This window comes from Pontibacter cellulosilyticus (genome assembly GCF_014306105.1).
In the GTDB taxonomy this organism is placed as follows: Bacteria; Bacteroidota; Bacteroidia; order Cytophagales; family Hymenobacteraceae; genus Pontibacter; species Pontibacter cellulosilyticus.
This window is the reverse complement of the sequence record NZ_JACRVF010000004.1, coordinates 250,484-268,937: the sequence shown is the minus strand read 5'-3', so window position 1 is coordinate 268,937 and position 18,454 is coordinate 250,484. Positions and strand designations below refer to the sequence as shown.

Below are 18,454 nucleotides of genomic sequence, written 5' to 3'. Positions count from 1 at the left end.
GTTGTGTAACTCTATGGAAGAACTGTACTACGAAAGCCATGGGTTCAGGCTTAGTTACGATGCTGAAAAACGTTTAGGCAAAGCTGAGTGGCGCGGCTTCTTATCTAGTGCTGAGTTCAGAGAGAACAGCATGCTGTGCATGGAGCTTGCCTATAAGTATAGCACAATCCGTTGGCTGGCAGATCAGAAAACAATGCGTGCCATCAGGCAAGACGATTTGCGGTGGGCATCCATTGAGATTATGCCAAAGATTCTAGCAAGCCCTATTAGACGGATGGCCATTATAGTGTCTGTTGATATTTTTAACAATATGGCCATGGAGCAACTCACAAAGCGAGCCGGCAACCTAGGGGATTTGGTTGTAAAGGAGTTTGAGGATGAAGCAACAGCTATGACGTGGTTGTTACAGCCAATACCAGCGGCAACGCAGGCATAGTGCTTTTGAAAAAGATTACTGTATGATGGAGTTATACTTTGAAAATAATATAATCCGTATCTATGTAGACAAAGAGCTGCATCTTGGAATTGGTGAGTGGAAAGGTTTCGCGAGCAGCAACGAGTTCCGGGAAACAGTGCTGAGAAGTCTGGAAACAGTAAACAAGTATAAACTTACGCGCTGGCTTGCTGACCGCAGAAATATGAAGGCGATTCGCCAGCAAGATCAGCAGTGGACAGTAGAGGAATTTATTCCAAAATTGCTGGAAAGTCCACTTCGCCGTATGGCTACCATCGTCTCGGAAGATCTATTTAACCGCATGGCTATAGAAAACATGATACAGCGTAGCGGTGGCCTTGGCAACATTGTGCTAAGCGAGTTTAACAATACCAATGAGGCACTTAAATGGCTTGAGCAGCCTATTGAACAGGAGGTGCCACACAGTAACTCTGGAACTGCCAATACTTCCCGCTAATATTTGTTAATACAGTTTAGTAACATAGAGCGAAACTGTCAATCCTCCACTCACTCGCTTCTTTTATAATGCCTCAGCTTCACCAATAATAAACTAAGTAGTAGGTAGTGCGTACTTTTATATAGAACCTAAAATTTATACTATGAAAAAAAACACACTACTACTGTTGTTGGGTTTTGGAGCTATGGCTGCCTGTAACGACCCAAAGGGAGATGTTGAAAAGGATACGCTTAGCGAAGCTACTGCCGATACCGCGGTTATGTATGACGACGAACGCGGAAGAGTAGAAGCAGACGGTGCCGAAATAAAAGACGTGGGAGAGGATTTTTGGGCAGGTATAAACTGGGATGCTCCTGTGGTGGATGATCCTGAACTAAGAGGGTCTGAAGTAGAGATGCGCTCAGATACAGAGTATAACATATACACCATGGATGACCGCCTTTTGTTCGATACAGACAAAGCTCAGATAAGACCAGCCGGCGAAGAGAAATTGAAGCAGATAGTTGATGAGATCAAGGGCCTGCCACAGAGCGGACAGATCCGTATTTTTGGCCATGCTGATGCGCGCGCCGGAAACGAATACAACAAAGAGCTTTCTGCTGAACGTGCTAACGCTGTAAAAGATTGGATGCAGAGTAAGGGAGGTATAGATGCTAACCGTGTCTCTATAGAGGCAATGGGTGAGACAGCCCCAAGAGCCACGAACGAAACTGCAAGAGGCCGCCAGCTTAACCGCCGTGTAGCCGTTGTGGTGGTAACAAGAGAGCAGATGTAATCAATAACCATATTTAGATAAAAGACAAGGCCGCTGAGGTTATCAGCGGCCTTGTCTTTTATCTAAATATTTGTCTGTTGTAGTTGTGTATATGAGATGAACTATAAGCTGTTAAAACCCATAACTTGTGGTAAACATCAGCACAGAGTTTCTAAACTCTTTGTTGTCGACGTTTTTGACCAGCTTGGAAAGGTCGCCGTTATAGCGCACGCCAAAATCTAAACCAATAGACGGTATTTTGAATCCTGCACCTGCAGCATAACTAAGGCTTGTGCGCTTAAAGTTATCGGCCAGGCTTTGTACGTTCTCTCTGTTTTCTTTGTCTTTGATATCGCTTTTTACCTTGAAAGACATTTGTGGTCCTGCCTCTAAGTAAAAGGGACCTGCTATTAGCTGACCCATTATGGGTACATCCAAATAACCTAAATCAATGTTCAAGCTATCATTTTCTGATTTGGCGCCTTTCATTGAGTAGATAATATCTGACCGTACGGCTACATGCTTGCTAACTATAGGAACCGTAATAATTAATCCGCCGTGGCCACCCCAGATTCCCTCCAGGTCCAGGCTATCAGCGCCAGCGCCGATAAAGTTAGAGTAGTTGCCACCTAACCGGAGGCCGACCTGTACTTTTTGTGCCTCTGCGCCAAACGAGATACCCATTATGGCAACAATGATGATAATAATTTTTTTCATAGTGTTTTGGTGTAGCGTGTTTTGTGTTAAGCTATTTTAAATAAATGGCGCAAACATATATAAATTTTGAATATGTTGTTTTTAAGTGCCAGTTATTTTAGTGAAGGCTGCACTGAGTATGGTATAGATAAGAATTCCAATTAGCATCAGGGTTTAAAAAGAGTTAACTTTGAGAGGATATGTGTTTTTAAATCAAGTATCAACACCTTAACCACGTAGGTTAGCTACAATGCTATAGAAGTAAGTTTTGGAGGACAAAATCTTTAACAATTACAGCTTTATACTTTTTAGAGTAGAGTTTTGGGTAGTATAAACACTTTGCTGATTTAAAAAGGTTTTAATTGTTGGTGAGAACACTTACAAAGGCAGTAAGTCATTAACTCGTCTGAAGCCATCATATTACTATCTTACCACCCGCTCTTTTCCATAACCTTTTTAAAAGCCGTTTTGGCATCGGCTATAATCTGATCTTTGTTCAGGTGGGTGAGGGTGTGATTTCGTTTCAGAATTCTTCCGTCTATCATCACAGTATGTACGTTAGCTGGCTGTGCCGCCTCTACTACCAAACCATAAGGGTCAGTAACATAGCCTAAGTTCAGGGCATTAGCAGATAACATGATTAAATCAGCGCGTTTTCCGGGTGTAAGCGAGCCTGTTTGGTCAGCAAGTCCTAGAGAGCGTGCTCCCTCGATGGTGCCTTTCTCCAGTGCTTGTTTGGCGGTTAAAGCAAATTCACTTTTATTTAAGGCATTGGTTAGGTTCAGCAATATTTTCATCACAGAAAAAAGATCTGCATTGCCGGTTAGCGTGGTTGTGTCTGCTGATATACCAAGTGTAACTCCTGCATCTAAAAGCTCTTTGACCGGCGGTATACCATACCCGATGCGCAGCTCTGAAAACGGCGACAGGCTAACCACAGCGCCTGCTCTGGCTATACTTTGGATCTCGTCTTCTGTAGCATCTTTGCAATGTATAATTTGCATACCTTTGGCCAGCACACCCGCCTGCACTAAACCACTTATTACCCCTGCCGAGCTCGCATGAACCGACACGGGTATACCTATCTGCCGGGCTTTATCCAGTTCTTTTAAACCGGTTTCTTTTCTGTTGTTGATGCCTGGCCATGCTAAACCCAAGTGCAAATTATTACTTGCATATTTGTTCCAGTTATCATGAAGTTTTTCCAGCAGTTGCAGGTCTATCACGCCGCCTTCTCCGGTAGGCACACCAAGCGAATAGCGCCCTCGTATGCCTGCCTCTCGCAAAGCCTTTATACTTGCCTCGGCAAACGCTGGTCCTCTTGCATTGTGGCTCCAGTCGTGTAGCGTGGTAATACCTGAGTGGATAGCTTCAGCAAGTGCCAGTCTGGTGGCGGCATACATACTTTCTGGGGTATAATGCTGGCCTACTTTTCGGGTAACGGAGAAGTAGCCGCGGCCCTCTGTGTTGCCGGCCATACTTCGGAGCAGCGATGTCCAGAGGTGCCAATGCGTATCTACCAGCCCTGGCATCACGACCATTCCCTCCCCTGCCAACACCTCGGCACCGGCTGCACTCAGGTTCTGCCCTACCTGCTTTATCTCACCGTCCCGCACCAGCACATCGCCTTGCTTAAAGTCGCCTAGGGTAGCATCCATAGTTAGCACATAGGCATTCTTGATGAGGTAGTAGCCTCGTGGCGGTAGGTTCTGGCTCTGCGATGGTTGTAGAGTATGGGCAAAAGCGCCTGAATAACCTGCGATACCAGCCGCACCTAGAACTAGTGAGCTGCCAATGAAACTGCGCCTGCTTATGCTGTTTTGCTTTTGCTGCTTGGTAGGTTTGTTTGGTAGCTTCTTCACAGGTGTACTCTTTATGATCTTAAAGTATAGATGCTTGTACTGCGTAAGGTGTGCTTGGGTTGGTATGCTTACGCTATTGGTCTGGTGATATCATTGGGTTGATCAATATTAGTTTCTACTGTTGTTTGTATTCTCACCAATAACTAAACACCTATCAATGAGGATCCATAATTGTGGAAGAAGACCAATCAGACAGTTATCATTAGATAAAAGGTTCTAAAATAGAAAAGGGAGGCCATGAGCCTCCCTTTCTTATTATCTATAATTGTTAATTTTACGATCCGCAAGCTTCGCAAGCGTCTGGGTTATCCAGGGAGCAGCTCATGTCGCTGCGATTCTGATCCTGGTTGTAAACCGGTGATAAGGTTTCAGCGGCTTGTTTCTCTACAGTAAACTTAATGGCATCTACAGCAGCTTTGGTGCGCAGGTAGTACATACCTGTTTTCAGGCCTTTCTTCCAAGCGTGGAAGTGCATCGAAGTCAGTTTACCGAAGTTTACGTTCATTACGTGCAGGTTCAGCGACTGGCTCTGGCAAATGTAAGCACCGCGGTCAGCACTCATATCAATTACTGTACGCTGGCTAATCTCCCATACTGTTTTGTACAGGTCTTTGATGTGCTGCGGGATGTTCGGGATATCCTGCACAGAACCGTTAGCTGCGATAATCTGGTTCTTCATGTTGTCGTTCCAGATGCCCAGCGCGATCAGGTCTTTCAGTAGGTGCTTGTTCACCACCATAAACTCACCAGACAATACGCGGCGCAGGTAAATGTTAGAAGTATAAGGCTCAAACGATTCGTTGTTACCCAAGATCTGAGCAGTGGAGGCAGTAGGCATAGGTGCTACCAACAGAGAATTACGCACACCGTGCTTCATCACCTCCTGGCGAAGCTCTTCCCAGTCCCAACGGCCGCTTTCTGGCGTAACGCCCCACATATCAAACTGGAACTTGCCTTCTGCTAACGGAGAGCCTTTAAAGGTTTCGTAAGCACCCTGCTTCTTGGAAAGATCCTTAGAAGCTGTCATGGCAGCAAAGTAGATCGTCTCGAAGATGTCTTTATTCAGTCCTTTTGCCTCATCGCTTTCGAACGGCATGCGCAGGTGAATAAAAGTATCAGCTAAGCCCTGCACACCTAAACCAATTGGGCGGTGACGCATATTAGAGTTCTTCGCCTCAGGTACCGGGTAATAGTTTATGTCGATAACCTTGTTTAGGTTAACAGTTGCATGATAGGTTACATCAAACAGTTTCTGGTGGTCGAACACCTTATGGCCACCTTCTTCTTTCACAAAGCGAGGTAGCGCCAGAGAGGCAAGGTTACATACAGCAACTTCGTCTTCGCTGGTGTATTCCATAATCTCGGTACACAGGTTCGATGACTTAATAGTACCTAGATTTTGCTGGTTCGACTTGCGGTTCGCGTGGTCTTTGTATAGCATGTATGGCGTACCTGTTTCTATCTGAGACTCCAGTATGTGGAACCACAGATCCTGCGCTTTTACCGTTTTGCGGGCACGACCCTCACGCTCATACTTCTCGTACAGGCGCTCAAAGTCTTTGCCCCAGCATTCAGCCAGGCCAGGTGCTTCGTTCGGGCAGAACAGGCTCCAGTCTCCGTTCTCCTCTACGCGTTTCATAAACAGGTCTGGCGTCCAGAGGGCGTAGAACAAGTCGCGTGCACGGTTCTCTTCTTTACCATGGTTCTTCTTCAGCTCCAGGAAGTCGAAGATATCGGCGTGCCATGGCTCCAGATAAATAGCGAAAGCGCCTTTACGCTTGCCACCACCCTGATCCACGTAACGGGCTGTATCGTTATACACCTTCAGCATCGGGATTATACCGTTGGATGTACCGTTGGTGCCCTTAATGTAAGAACCTGTAGCACGTACATTATGGATACTTAGACCAATACCTCCGGCACTCTGCGAAATCTGAGCGCATTGCTTCAATGTATCGTAGATGCCCGGTATGCTATCATCCTTCATGGTAAGCAGGAAGCACGAAGACAGCTGTGGTTTTGGCGTACCAGCGTTAAATAGCGTTGGGGTAGCATGCGTAAACCACTTCTCCGACATCAGGTTGTATGTCTCAATCGCAGACTCAATATCTTCTTTGTGTATACCCACAGCCACGCGCATCAGCATGTGCTGCGGACGCTCCACGATTTTACCATCCAGGCGAAGCAAGTATGAACGCTCTAGGGTCTTATAACCGAAGAAATCGTAGTTGTAGTCACGGTCGTAAATGATGGTTGAGTCTAATAGAGCCGCATTCTTACGGATGATCTCATACACATCCTTCGCGATCAGCGATGCATTCTCACCGGTTTTTGGGTCGGTGTAAGTATAAAGTCGCTTCATGGTGTTGGAGAACGACTTACTTGTAACCTTGTGCAGGTTAGAGATAGCCACACGTGCTGCCAATACCGCATAATCCGGGTGCTTGGTAGTAAGCGATGCTGCTGTCTCGGCTGCCAGGTTATCCAGCTCCACGGTAGTAACGCCGTCGTATATACCGTCGATCACCTTTTTGGCCACCTCAATCGGCGACACGTAATCCATATGCAGGCCATAGCACAGCTTCTCGATGCGTGCTGTAATTTTATCGAATTTGACAGATTCGCGTCTGCCGTCTCGTTTAACTACTAACATAATGTATACAATTAGCGAGGTTAAAGGCCCCGGGTTGTTTAGTTTGGTTATATAGGTAATGCTGCTTTACAGCAGAGGTTATACTTTGTAAGGTATACAACCTGCCCATACGGTGTTATATGTATAAGCCGTTGTAGTACAAACGATTATAAGTAAAGCTAAATGCTTTTACTATATAGTAGGGTAGAAATACCCCGTTAGGTGGCGATGCTGCCAACTATGGTGCCGCTGCAGTAACCTGCCTGTTGCTTTAGCTACCGTGCGGTAAGAGTAAGTATAATATTTAGGATAGGAAAAGAAGATGGGCCTTTTCCCTTTGGCTCCCTAAACATAGTAAATCTCTAATAATCTTAAAAGTCTTCGTCGAGAGAAAAAACATTTTTGTCTTTGTCTCCCATTACGCCGGCCTTTTGGTATTCGCCCACACGCTTCTCGAAGAAATTTGTCTTGCCTTGTAGCGAGATCATTTCCATGAAGTCGAATGGGTTGGTAGCGTTGTAGATCTTGCTGCAGCCAAGCGCTACTAACAGACGGTCAGCCACAAACTCGATGTACTGGCTCATCAGCTTCGCGTTCATGCCAATTAGGTCTACCGGCAGCGCATCCGTCACGAACTCCTGCTCAAATGTTACCGCATCGCGTATAATTTCGTGCACGCGGCTTTCTGGCAGTTTATTGTTCAGCATAGAGTACAGCAGGCAGGCGAAATCGCAGTGCAGGCCTTCGTCGCGGCTGATCAGCTCGTTAGAGAAAGTAAGGCCAGGCATCAGGCCACGCTTCTTAAGCCAGAAGATAGAGCAGAAAGAACCTGAGAAGAAAATCCCCTCTACAGCCGCAAAAGCGATCAAACGCTCTGTAAAGTTCTCGCTGTTGATCCAACGTAGTGCCCATTCCCCTTTTTTCTTCACGCACGGCACTGTCTCCAGCGCGTTAAAGAGGTAATCCTTTTCAGACTGCTTCTTTATATAAGTATCTATCAGCAGGGAGTAAGTCTCGGCGTGGATGTTCTCCATCATGATCTGGAAACCATAGAAGCAACGCGCCTCCGGAATCTGTACCTCCTGCATAAAGTTAATAGCCAGGTTCTCGTTCACAATACCGTCAGAGGCTGCAAAGAACGCGAGTACGTGGCTGATAAAGTGGCGTTCACCGTCGTTCAGGTTTTCCCAGTCTTTAATGTCCTGCGACAGGTCAATCTCTTCGGCAGTCCAAAAGCTGGCCTCAGCCTTCTTATACATCTGCCAGATATCGTCGTGCTGGATTGGGAACAGTACAAAGCGGTTTGGGTTCTCTTGTAGTATTGGCTCCATAAGCTAGTAACTAAGTGTTTTATTGGTTGAAGGGGTAAGCAAAACCTTGCTTAGAAAACACCCCATTAAGATTTATGTTTTGGTAGATGCCTGGTTAACATCCGGTATTATCGTGACTTCAAATATATAGAATTGAACTTGAATTAAGGGGCTAAAGTTGTTCAATTTATACACACTCTTTTAAGTAGTTGAACGCTTGTGTGTTGCGGTGTAATGAACATGCTTATCCACATAAGTTATCAACTATATAGTTTTGTTGGAATATTTTTAAGAAGCTATAAAATCATTGTTAAATACCATTTTTGTTTACCAGAAAGCGATTTGGAGTAGTGGAGGGAAGATTTAGGTGTGTATCTGTGTGTAAAATTTTAAAACTGCAGGCAAAATTTGTGAAGCATGAAACAGATTTACACAACAGCTGTTGAAAATGTAGATTACTCAAATGGTCTGTATCTAGTTAAAGTATAGTTGATTAGGGTGGAATTATGAGGCGCCTTGAAATTGGGTTGTGGATTTCAACATCGTTATCCACATTTTGATGTGTAACATGTGGGCAGGGTTTAACAATTTATACGACAAGGCGTTGCATAATTAAAATATAGGCCGTACTTTTGCAGACTAAATTTTAAACATACATTGAAGCTGATGTACGCAATTGTAGAAATCGCAGGTCAACAGACCAAAGTAGAGAGCGGTAAGTTCATCTACGCTAACAAGCTTTCCGGCAATGAGGGTGACGCCGTTGAGTTCACCAATGTTCTTCTTACTGATGATAACGGTACAGTTACGTTAGGTGCTCCTTTCGTGAGCGGTGTTAAAGTGGTTGGTAAAATCCTTGGCAACGTGAAAGGCGACAAAGTAATCGTTTTCAAAAAGAAGAGAAGAAAAGGATACCGTAAGAAGAATGGTCACCGCCAGCACTTCACGAAGGTCCTGATCGAGAGCATTGGTTAAGCAGTAAGAAGAAATTAATCGAAGAACTTTTTCAGGGGATGCCCCCGCTAACCTGAATTAAATTTTAAACAAAATGGCACACAAAAAAGGAGCTGGTAGTTCTAATAACGGCCGCGAGTCACACTCAAAACGACTTGGTGTTAAGATTTACGGTGGCCAGAACATCATCGCTGGTAACATCATTGTAAGACAAAGAGGTACTGCACACCACCCAGGCAAAAACGTGGGTATGGGCAAAGACCACACTTTGTTTGCTTTGGTTGACGGCGTTGTAGAGTTCAGAAAGAGCGTGAAAAACCGTTCTTATGTTTCTGTAATTCCAAGAGTAGAAGCAGAAGCGTAAGCAAAGCATAACTGTTAAAGCAGTTAAGGGAAAGGGATGCCACACGGTGTCCCTTTCTTTTTTGTAAAAAAGTATAAACTAACGACACCTTTGCCTCGAGTAGCCGTATAAGTAAGTATAAAGAGTTATAGAGTAAAATCAATTAAACTCTTTTAGGAAAAGGACACTTTATGTGTCCTTTTCTGTTTTATAGGTATCAAGCCGTCAGACAAATACATCATATCTATATTCAAAAGATTTCGTAATTCACATATATCTGATTAAATTGCAGCTTCTTATCAAGAAAGACCGAGGGATAGGGCCCTATGACGTCTTAGCAACCTTGTACAAGCCTGGTGCTAATTCCCTTCTCAGCTATACTTTAGCCGGGAAAAGATAAGATAGTATATCCTACCTTAGGGTGTCCTTCTTGATAAGCTAATGCAGCAGACTTACGAGAAGAAAGACACCGAACATGACCAAATTACATCCGATTTACCAGTTGCTGAAACAGCGTGTGCTTGTGCTTGATGGCGCCATGGGCACCATGATCCAGCGTTACCAGCTTACAGAAGAAGATTTCAGAGGCGAACGCTTTAAAGATCATCCCTCCGACCTGAAAGGCAATAACGATCTGCTTTCCATTACCAGACCAGACGTAATCAAAACCATACACACAGAGTACTTAGAGGCAGGTGCTGATATCATTGAAACCAACACCTTTAGTGGCACAAGTATAGCCATGGCCGATTACCACCTGGAGCACATCGTGTATGAGCTAAACTATGAGTCGGCAAAGATTGCACGTGAGGCAGCGGATGAGGTAGAGGCAAAAGATCCTTCTCATAAACGTTTTGTGGCAGGTGCCATCGGCCCGACTAATCGTACTGCTTCGCTTTCTCCGGATGTGAACAACCCCGGCTACCGTGCCATTACGTTCGACCAGCTGGTGGAGGCATACTATGAGCAGGTGCGCGGTTTGGTAGATGGTGGTTCTGACCTGCTGCTGGTAGAAACGGTATTTGATACGCTGAACTGTAAGGCAGCACTGTTTGCTATTCAGGAATTTGTGAATGACGGTGGCAAAGAACTGCCGATCATGGTATCCGGTACCATAACCGACGCCAGCGGCCGCACCTTATCTGGGCAAACAGTAGAGGCTTTTTATAATTCCATCTCTCATGCGCCTATACTTAGCATTGGCTTTAACTGTGCGCTGGGTGCTCGTCAGTTGAAGACGCACATCCAGGAGCTGGCCCGCATCTCCGACTGTTACATCAGTGCTTATCCAAATGCTGGTTTACCAAACGCCTTTGGAGGCTACGACGAAACGGCACAGCAGATGGGTGCTATTGTGGAAGAATACCTGAAAGAGGGGCTGGTAAATATATTGGGTGGTTGTTGTGGCACCACGCCAGTACACACCAAAGTAATCGCAGACTTAGTGCAGAAGTATAAACCGCACGCTCCCACTCCAGTAGCACCTCTCCCACGCTACAGCGGCTTAGAGCCACTCACCATCACAAAAGATACGCTTTTTGTAAATGTCGGTGAGCGCACGAATGTTACCGGCTCTAAGATGTTTGCCCGACTTATCGTTAACGGTAAATTCGAGGAAGCACTCGCAGTGGCACAGCAGCAGGTAGAGGGCGGTGCGCAGATCATCGACGTGAACATGGACGAAGGCATGCTGGACTCAGAACAGGCTATGACTGACTTCCTCAACCTGATCGCTTCTGAGCCCGACATCGCCAAACTGCCCATCATGATCGACTCCTCTAAATGGAGCGTGATTGAGGCTGGTTTGAAGTGTGTGCAGGGTAAAAGTATCGTTAACTCCATCAGCTTAAAAGAAGGAGAAGAAGCCTTTAAGAAATTAGCCCACAAAGTGCGCCAGTATGGTGCTGCCGTGGTGGTAATGGCTTTTGATGAAAAAGGTCAGGCCGACACGCTGCCACGTCGCATTGAGATCTGCGAGCGCTCTTACCGGATTCTGGTAGACGAAGTCGGTTTCCCGCCACAGGACATCATCTTCGACCCGAATATACTTGCCATTGCCACAGGTATAGAAGAACACAACAACTATGCAGTAGATTACATTGAGGCGGTGAAATGGATAAAAGCAAACCTGCCGCATGCACAAGTAAGCGGGGGCGTTAGTAACCTGTCGTTCTCGTTCCGGGGTAATGACCTGGTGCGCGAGGCGATGCACACGGTGTTCCTGTACCACGCCGTAAAAGCCGGAATGGACATGGGCATTGTAAATGCCGGCATGTTGGGGATTTATGAGGAGGTGCCACAAGAGCTGCGCGACCTGATCGAGGATGTGATCTTTAACCGCCACCCGGACGCCACCGAGAAGCTGGTAACCTATGCCGAAACCATCAAAGGCAAAGGCAAAACTGCCACTGCAGCCGACAATGCCTGGCGCGAAGCTACAGTTGAAGAACGTCTGAAGCACGCGCTGGTACGCGGCATTGTTGAATATATAGACGAAGACACCGAAGAGGCACGTCAGAAAGCTGCTAAGACACTGGATGTGATTGAAGGGCCATTAATGGCAGGTATGTCGGTAGTCGGCGACCTGTTTGGAGCCGGTAAAATGTTCCTGCCGCAGGTGGTGAAGAGTGCTCGTGTCATGAAGAAAGCCGTGGCTTACCTGATGCCGTTCATGGAAGCAGAAAAGGCAGGTTCATCAGCCTCTACACAAGGAAAAATACTGATGGCTACCGTGAAAGGCGATGTGCATGACATAGGTAAAAACATTGTGGGCGTGGTGCTGGCCTGTAACAACTATGAGGTAATAGACCTGGGCGTGATGGTGCAGCTGGACAAAATCCTGGCAGAAGCCGAAGCGCAGCAGGTAAATATCATTGGCTTGAGTGGTCTGATTACTCCTTCGCTGGACGAGATGGTGTACGTAGCGCAGGAGATGGAGCGCAGGGGCATGAAAATTCCGCTGCTGATAGGTGGAGCTACTACCTCCAGAGTACACACGGCTGTAAAGATCGCGCCGCAGTATAGTGGACCAGTAGTACACGTGCACGATGCCTCCCGTAGCGTAACGGTGGTAAGCAGCCTATTGGGCAGTAACAAAGAAAGCTATATTGGAGAGATCAAGGCAGAGTATGAGAAGCTGCGCGAGGATCATTTGAGCCGCACCAAAGACCGTGCTTTTGCAAGTATAGAAGAAGCCCGCGCCAACAAGTATAAAATAGACTGGGATATCACCGAAGTAACCAAACCAAGCTTCCTGGGCAACAAAATATACACGAACTATCCGCTGCAGGAGATCGTGCCCTATATCGACTGGACCCCGTTCTTCCATACCTGGGAGTTAAAACGCCAGTACCCGAAAATCCTGAACGACCCGGAATTAGGCACAGAGGCTACCAAACTCTTTAATGATGCACAGGTCATGCTTCAGGAGATTGTTGACAAGCAGCTGTTAGAGGCACGTGCTGTGGTTGGTTTCTATCCTGCCAACGTAGAGGCTGATGATACCATTGAAGTATATGCTGATGATTCACGTGAAAACGTACAGATGGAATTCCATACGCTGAGGCAGCAGGGCAAGAAAGGTGCAAATGTGCCAAACTTGGCTTTCTCTGATTTTGTGGCTCCAAAGGAAACAGGAGTGCAGGATTATATAGGTGGTTTTGTAGTGTCTGCAGGTTTTGGCATCGAGAAGCTGCTGGAGAAGTATGAAGCAGAGCACAATGACTATAAGTCCATTATGGTAAAAGCGCTGGCAGACAGATTAGCCGAAGCCTTTGCTGAGCTGATGCACCTGAAGGTTCGCAGGGAGTTGTGGGGCTATGCACCAAATGAGCAGCTGGATAACGAAGGGTTGATCAAAGAGCAGTATAAAGGCATCCGTCCCGCACCAGGCTACCCCGGCTGCCCAGACCATACAGAGAAGATCACGCTGTTTAACTTGCTGAATGCAGAAGAAACCGGAGTTATACTTACGGAGAATCTAGCCATGTACCCGGCAGCCTCAGTAAGTGGTTTATACTTCTCGCATCCGGAGTCGCGCTACTTTGGTTTGGGTAAGATTGGAGAAGATCAGGTGGCGGATATTGCGCAGCGCAAAGGTATGCCAAAAGAGGAACTGGAACGCTGGCTGTCGCCGAACCTGAACTATGAGCCAAAGCCGGTAGCGCAGCAGGCGGTGTAGCAATCTAACCACCCCTAACCCCTCCTTGTCTAAGGCGGGGAATTTTGCCTACTACTTCAATCTGTATAGCTCATAGTTTGCGCTATTGCATTCAATAGCCTTCAGCTATAGAACTTGAGGTGTATTAAAACAATAGCAGGTTCCCCGCCTTAGACAAGGAGGGATTAGGGGTGGTTGGACACGGCAAACCACCAATTTAACAATTAAGCAATCTAACAATTTAACATAAATTGAAAGTAACAGATCACTTCAAAAACGCTGACGGCAAAACGCTGTTCACGTTTGAGATACTGCCTCCGCTGAAGGGCGAGAACATGAAAACCCTGTTCAGCCACATAGACCCGCTGATGGAGTTCAAACCGCCGTTTATCGACGTAACCTACCACCGTGAGGAGTATGTGTACAAACAGCGTGAGAATGGCCTGCTGGAGAAAATCACTACACGTAAACGTCCTGGCACGGTAGGTATTTGCGCAGCCATCCAGAACAACTACAAAGTAGACACCGTGCCACACCTGATTTGCGGAGGCTTTAACAAGGAAGAAACTGAAAACGCGTTGATAGACCTGCACTTCCTGGGTATAGACAACGTGTTGGTGCTGCGTGGCGATTGCGTGAAAAGTGAACAGCGTTTTGTACCGGAGCCGGGAGGGCATCACTATGCATCACAGCTGATAGAGCAGGTAGTGGATATGAACCAAGGTTGCTATTTAGATGATGAGCAGGCAAGCAACAGCTGCACCGATTTCTGCATTGGGGTAGCCGGATACCCGGAGAAGCATTTCGAGGCGCCAAATCTGAAATCAGACCTGCGTTGGCTGAAGAAGAAGGTAGAGTTGGGTGCTGATTACATCGTAACGCAGATGTTCTTTGATAACCAGAAGTACTTCGATTTTGTGAACCAGTGCCGTGCAGAAGGTATAGATGTGCCGATTATACCAGGTTTAAAACCGATGACCACCAAAACGCAGCTAACCTTGCTGCCAAGTCTGTTCCATATCGAAATACCTTGCGATTTAGCTGATGCCATAGAGGCTTGTCCTGATAATAAAGCGGCTGCACAGGTAGGAGTTGAGTGGGCCATACAGCAGTCTAAAGAGCTGATGGAGTTTGGCGTACCATGCCTGCACTACTACTCCATGGGTAAATCAGAGTCGGTAAGAAAAGTGGCGGAGGCGCTGTTTTAGAGAGAACACCTTATATAACTAAACTATAACTAACCTAAGGCTGGGGCTACAACTCCAGCCTTAACTTTTTGAGGTGTAGGAAAGTACAGACTATACTTCTAGTGGCTTAAAAATCTCCGCAATCATACAGCGCACACTGCCACCCCCACACTGCTCGATCAGGTGTATAGGGAAGTATAGCAGGTGATTGTTTTGTTTCTTTAGCTTCTCCACTTGCTCCTCCTTAAGCGAAGAATAAGCAGCCTCAGACATCACTAGTATACTTTCGCCGAGCCTGTTTTGTAGCTGCAGCATATTTCCGGCAAAATGGTGGTGTGTTTGATCAGAAGTGAGTTCTATAACCTCTTTTCCAGTGCTTTCTAATTGCTGGCGTAGCTTTTCCCGATCCTGTGCATCTACCACGCTCAGGCCAACTACTGCAAAGGTTTCGCCCAGGCACATCATCACATTGGTGTGGTAAATTGGTTCACCTGTTGGCCCACAGGCACGAAAAGTAATCAGTTTATACTTTAGCCTGTCGCAGAACTCCTGTAGCGGTTCCTGCGCTGTTCTCGGAGATAAGGCGGTATACACTATCTTGTTCACCCGGTCCAGGATCATACTTCCGGTGCCTTCCAGAAATTTTGGCTCTGGCATTTGCTCGAAATACTCCAGTTGTACATGATCCTTATAGCCATACTTTTGTACCAGGAAATCTATCACCTCCTGGCGACGCTCTGCACGTCTGTTTACTGGGGCCATCGGGTAAGTAACTAACCTGCCGCTTTGGTGCGTGGAAAACCAGTTGTTCGGGAAAATAGAGTCGGGTGTGCAGGAGCTCTCTACGTCTTGTATTACGTTTACCTCCACGCCTGCCTGCTGCAACTGCTCCACCATTAACCTGAACTCCTGAAGCGCCCTTGCCTGTACTTCTGCCGGTGTTAATCCTTTTGCTTCTCTCTGGAATTTGTTCGTTTCTGCCGCATCTGGATTGTAGCAGAAGTTAGTCGGCTCAATCATCAGAATAGTATTGGTAGTCTGTTGCATGGCGTAGCTATAGTTGCGGAAACTCAGGTGCTAACGAATACAGTACAGGCTTGCTTGGGCTGGCATCCAGCTGCAGGCTGGCGATCTGCAGGTTTAGTAAGTATAAACCATCTGCAATGTGATCCGGGGCATAAATGAGCTCGGTGATAGTGGCGCCACAGCGGGTGTTTTTAGGATATTGCCAGAAGGCGTGGTGACACAGTAGTTTACCCTCATCCAGTTCACGGTCCACAGATGGCAGGTCTAAAAGTAAATGCTGTACTCCTTTTTCTGCTAAGTACTGCCCGATGGTGTGCTCCAAGTATGGCGGATTGGTGCCGGAGTAGTGGCGGGTAAGCTTATCGTCGGAGTTGGGTAGCGTGCGAAGTATAACAGCCTCGCATTTTATCCCCTGCAGCTGCTTTTGCACATCCTCCAGTAGTACCATAAAATCGCCGTTCTCCTGCTCTTGCGGCTGCACCGATATTAGTTGGGCTACAAACATAAAGCGCTTCAGACAATTGTGTATCGTGGCGTTTTCGTCCGCGGAGATGTGACCGTAGCACTCGGTGTGGGTGCCATTGCCGTGTGGCGTTACGTGTACGCGTTTATAGTTGGTGCTGCCGCCTTCTGCCACACTTCCCACAAAATCACCAACCCTGATCACATCAAACTGTACAGGCTCTGCCCAGAAACACTCCGGCTGTGGCTGCCTGTCGTGCAGCGGCATCGAAATATCCAACGGTTGCAGCGGGTTAAAGGTATAGGTTTGATCTTGATAGGTGATGGTGGCTTCCATGGGGTAAAAAGCTTTTTAGCAAGTATAGCAGAATTTGCCGAAACCTATACGTTGAAGCGTGAAAAGTATACTTACTTTAGTCCTCCAGCAGCCAGTGAATAGCATCCGCTTCCGAGGCAAAGTCCTGTATGGAGTAAGAAATAGTAGTTGAGGCCTCGGCGCGTGTTACAACCGATGCTAAAGCCAGTTTCTTAAAGAGATTGTCAGGCATCACGCGGGCCATTTTTTTCACGGCAGTCTTGGAGAACAGGCAATAGTAAGTGTTGGAGAGCCAGTCTTTTGTTTCCGGGCCAAGTATAGATACCTGTTGCGCATTTACAAGCACCCTCTCCGCATTTCTTTCAGCTATGATTTTATACGCCTGCATGGCCTCGCTGGTAAATTCTTTGTCAGTAAGCGGACGCAGCCACTCGGTACGCACGTAGGCATGGTTGTCGTCAACCTCTATTTTAAAATCATCAGAATTATATACCAAAGCGAGATGTAGCATAAGTGTGGCAGGTAGTATGATTTAGAAAATACTCGGCATGCACCCTTTTTATTTTTGTACGAAGTACAGCTTGATTTGTCTTTATAGAACTTGTGTATTTTAATCGGCCAATAGATCAAGCGTTATCTGGTCGGCTAACAGTTTGCCTTTGTCAGTTAAATAAAGCACACTCTCATTTATACTTGCCAACTCTTTTTGCTGTAACTCCTGAAGATAGGTAGCATGCCTGGCCTGAACATCGTACATATACTTATCACGCATAATGGCTAAGTCACAGCCCCATATAGTGCGCAACGTGGTAAGCAGGTAGTCGTTTGCCTGGTCTGCTAAAGTAAGTTCCTCTACCTCTGCTGGTATTATTGCCTCGCTTATGGCTGCAGTGTATTTCCGGTTATTAGCCACATTATACTGCCGCGACACCCCATTAAAAGAGTGCGCACTTGGCCCTAAGCCCAGGTAATGCACCCCGCGCCAGTAATTGCTATTGTGTTTGGATTCGAAGCCGGGCTGGCAGAAGTTTGAAATCTCGTACTGTACAAAGCCATGCTGCGCCATTTGCTCCAGCAAAATTTCAAACTGCTGAGCTGTAAAGTCGTCTTCGGATGGCGTAAACTTGCCTTTCTTGCTCCAGCGGCCCAATGCCGTGTCAGGCTCAATGGTAAGGGCGTAGCAGGAAACGTGCTGCACATTAAGGGAGAAAAGCGTTTTCAGATCTTCCAACCAAATCGTGTGATCCGGTGCCGGGATGCCATAGATCAGGTCAACAGTAATATTATCGAAGCCAGCGGCTTGAGCATCACGCACGCACTGCAGGCTTTCAGTGGCGTTGTGGGCGCGGTTCATCATGCGCAGGTGCGGCTCATGAAACGACTGCAGGCCTATACTTAAGCGGTTAATGCCTGCGGCCTTTAGTTCCCACAGTTTCTCCGGTTTAAGGTCATCAGGGTTGGCCTCCAGGGTAATTTCAGCATCCTCCGAAACTATAAACAGCCTTTTTATAGTTTGTAGCAATAGTTCCAGCTCCCGCTGCGTGAGCAAAGAGGGAGTGCCGCCTCCAAAGTAGATGGTGCGCACCTCCTGCCCCTGCAGGTAATCCTGGCGCAGCTCCAGCTCCCGGGCAATAGCCTGTATAGTTGCCTCTTTGTGCCCCATGGAGGTGCTAAAGTGGAAATCGCAGTAATGGCAGGCTTGTTTGCAGAAAGGAATATGGAGGTAAATGCCGGACAAAGTATAAATCGTTAAATTGTTGGGTTGTTAAATTGTTGAGCTATTGGTTAACACCGCTTGCTCTTGTGCGATAATCTGGCAGCACACCGTTACCTTTGTAAAGA

15 protein-coding genes and 1 riboswitch are annotated in these 18,454 nt (G+C 46.7%); of the genes, 7 read left to right on the top strand and 8 right to left on the bottom strand.

The window, feature by feature from the left end; genetic code table 11:
* Positions 1-13 precede the first annotated feature (13 nt).
* The 3 genes from H8S84_RS14465 (at position 14) to H8S84_RS14455 (ending at position 1,686) form a co-directional block, all read left to right on the top strand.
* On the top strand, positions 14-436 hold the full coding sequence (locus H8S84_RS14465; RefSeq protein WP_187068070.1) for an STAS/SEC14 domain-containing protein: 423 nt from the start codon (positions 14-16) through the stop codon (positions 434-436).
* Between the two features lie 22 nt (positions 437-458).
* Positions 459-911, top strand: coding sequence for a hypothetical protein (locus H8S84_RS14460; protein ID WP_187068069.1), 453 nt, complete (start codon positions 459-461; stop codon positions 909-911).
* A gap of 142 nt (positions 912-1,053) precedes the next feature.
* Complete coding sequence (locus H8S84_RS14455) at positions 1,054-1,686, top strand: OmpA family protein (protein ID WP_187068068.1); 633 nt, start codon at positions 1,054-1,056, stop codon at positions 1,684-1,686.
* Between the two features lie 111 nt (positions 1,687-1,797).
* Here the strand turns inward: H8S84_RS14455 and H8S84_RS14450 are convergent, their stop codons facing one another.
* The 4 genes from H8S84_RS14450 to H8S84_RS14435 all read right to left on the bottom strand — a co-directional run bounded on the left by H8S84_RS14450 (position 1,798) and on the right by H8S84_RS14435 (position 8,186).
* The gene (locus H8S84_RS14450; RefSeq protein ID WP_187068067.1) at positions 1,798-2,382 is read right to left on the bottom strand and encodes an outer membrane beta-barrel protein; all 585 of its coding nucleotides are present in this window, start codon (positions 2,380-2,382) and stop codon (positions 1,798-1,800) included.
* 407 nt (positions 2,383-2,789) lie between these two features.
* The gene (locus H8S84_RS14445; RefSeq protein WP_187068066.1) at positions 2,790-4,223 is read right to left on the bottom strand and encodes an amidohydrolase family protein; all 1,434 of its coding nucleotides are present in this window, start codon (positions 4,221-4,223) and stop codon (positions 2,790-2,792) included.
* 274 nt (positions 4,224-4,497) lie between these two features.
* Complete coding sequence (locus H8S84_RS14440; protein ID WP_187068065.1) at positions 4,498-6,876, bottom strand: ribonucleoside-diphosphate reductase subunit alpha; 2,379 nt, start codon at positions 6,874-6,876, stop codon at positions 4,498-4,500.
* Positions 6,877-7,226: 350 nt separating this feature from the next.
* Positions 7,227-8,186 (bottom strand): ribonucleoside-diphosphate reductase small subunit, encoded by a 960-nt coding sequence (locus tag H8S84_RS14435; RefSeq protein WP_187068064.1) that lies wholly within the window; start codon positions 8,184-8,186, stop codon positions 7,227-7,229.
* 645 nt (positions 8,187-8,831) lie between these two features.
* On the opposite strand from H8S84_RS14435, the gene rplU reads away from it, so the two are divergent.
* From rplU to metF, 4 genes are all read left to right on the top strand, one after another.
* Complete coding sequence (gene rplU / locus H8S84_RS14430) at positions 8,832-9,140, top strand: 50S ribosomal protein L21 (protein ID WP_187068063.1); 309 nt, start codon at positions 8,832-8,834, stop codon at positions 9,138-9,140.
* Between the two features lie 73 nt (positions 9,141-9,213).
* Entirely contained in the window at positions 9,214-9,483 is a 270-nt protein-coding gene (gene rpmA, locus H8S84_RS14425; protein ID WP_187068062.1) for a 50S ribosomal protein L27, read from the top strand.
* Between the two features lie 272 nt (positions 9,484-9,755).
* Positions 9,756-9,865, top strand: a riboswitch (SAM riboswitch).
* 72 nt (positions 9,866-9,937) lie between these two features.
* Entirely contained in the window at positions 9,938-13,642 is a 3,705-nt protein-coding gene (gene metH, locus H8S84_RS14420; RefSeq protein ID WP_187068061.1) for a methionine synthase, read from the top strand.
* A 230-nt stretch (positions 13,643-13,872) separates the two neighbouring features.
* A complete protein-coding gene (metF, locus tag H8S84_RS14415) occupies positions 13,873-14,829 on the top strand; it encodes a methylenetetrahydrofolate reductase [NAD(P)H] (protein ID WP_187068060.1) in 957 nt (318 codons plus the stop codon).
* A 90-nt stretch (positions 14,830-14,919) separates the two neighbouring features.
* Here the strand turns inward: metF and ctlX are convergent, their stop codons facing one another.
* From ctlX to hemW, 4 genes are all read right to left on the bottom strand, one after another.
* A complete protein-coding gene (gene ctlX, locus H8S84_RS14410; protein WP_187068059.1) occupies positions 14,920-15,855 on the bottom strand; it encodes a citrulline utilization hydrolase CtlX in 936 nt (311 codons plus the stop codon).
* Positions 15,856-15,862: 7 nt separating this feature from the next.
* Complete coding sequence (locus H8S84_RS14405) at positions 15,863-16,633, bottom strand: cyclase family protein (RefSeq protein WP_187068058.1); 771 nt, start codon at positions 16,631-16,633, stop codon at positions 15,863-15,865.
* A 76-nt stretch (positions 16,634-16,709) separates the two neighbouring features.
* On the bottom strand, positions 16,710-17,123 hold the full coding sequence (locus H8S84_RS14400) for a hypothetical protein (RefSeq protein ID WP_187068057.1): 414 nt from the start codon (positions 17,121-17,123) through the stop codon (positions 16,710-16,712).
* 99 nt (positions 17,124-17,222) lie between these two features.
* Positions 17,223-18,350 carry a radical SAM family heme chaperone HemW gene (gene hemW, locus H8S84_RS14395; RefSeq protein WP_187068056.1) on the bottom strand — a complete coding sequence of 376 codons (1,128 nt, stop codon included), beginning with the start codon at positions 18,348-18,350 and terminating at the stop codon, positions 17,223-17,225.
* Between the last annotated feature and the right edge of the window lie 104 nt (positions 18,351-18,454).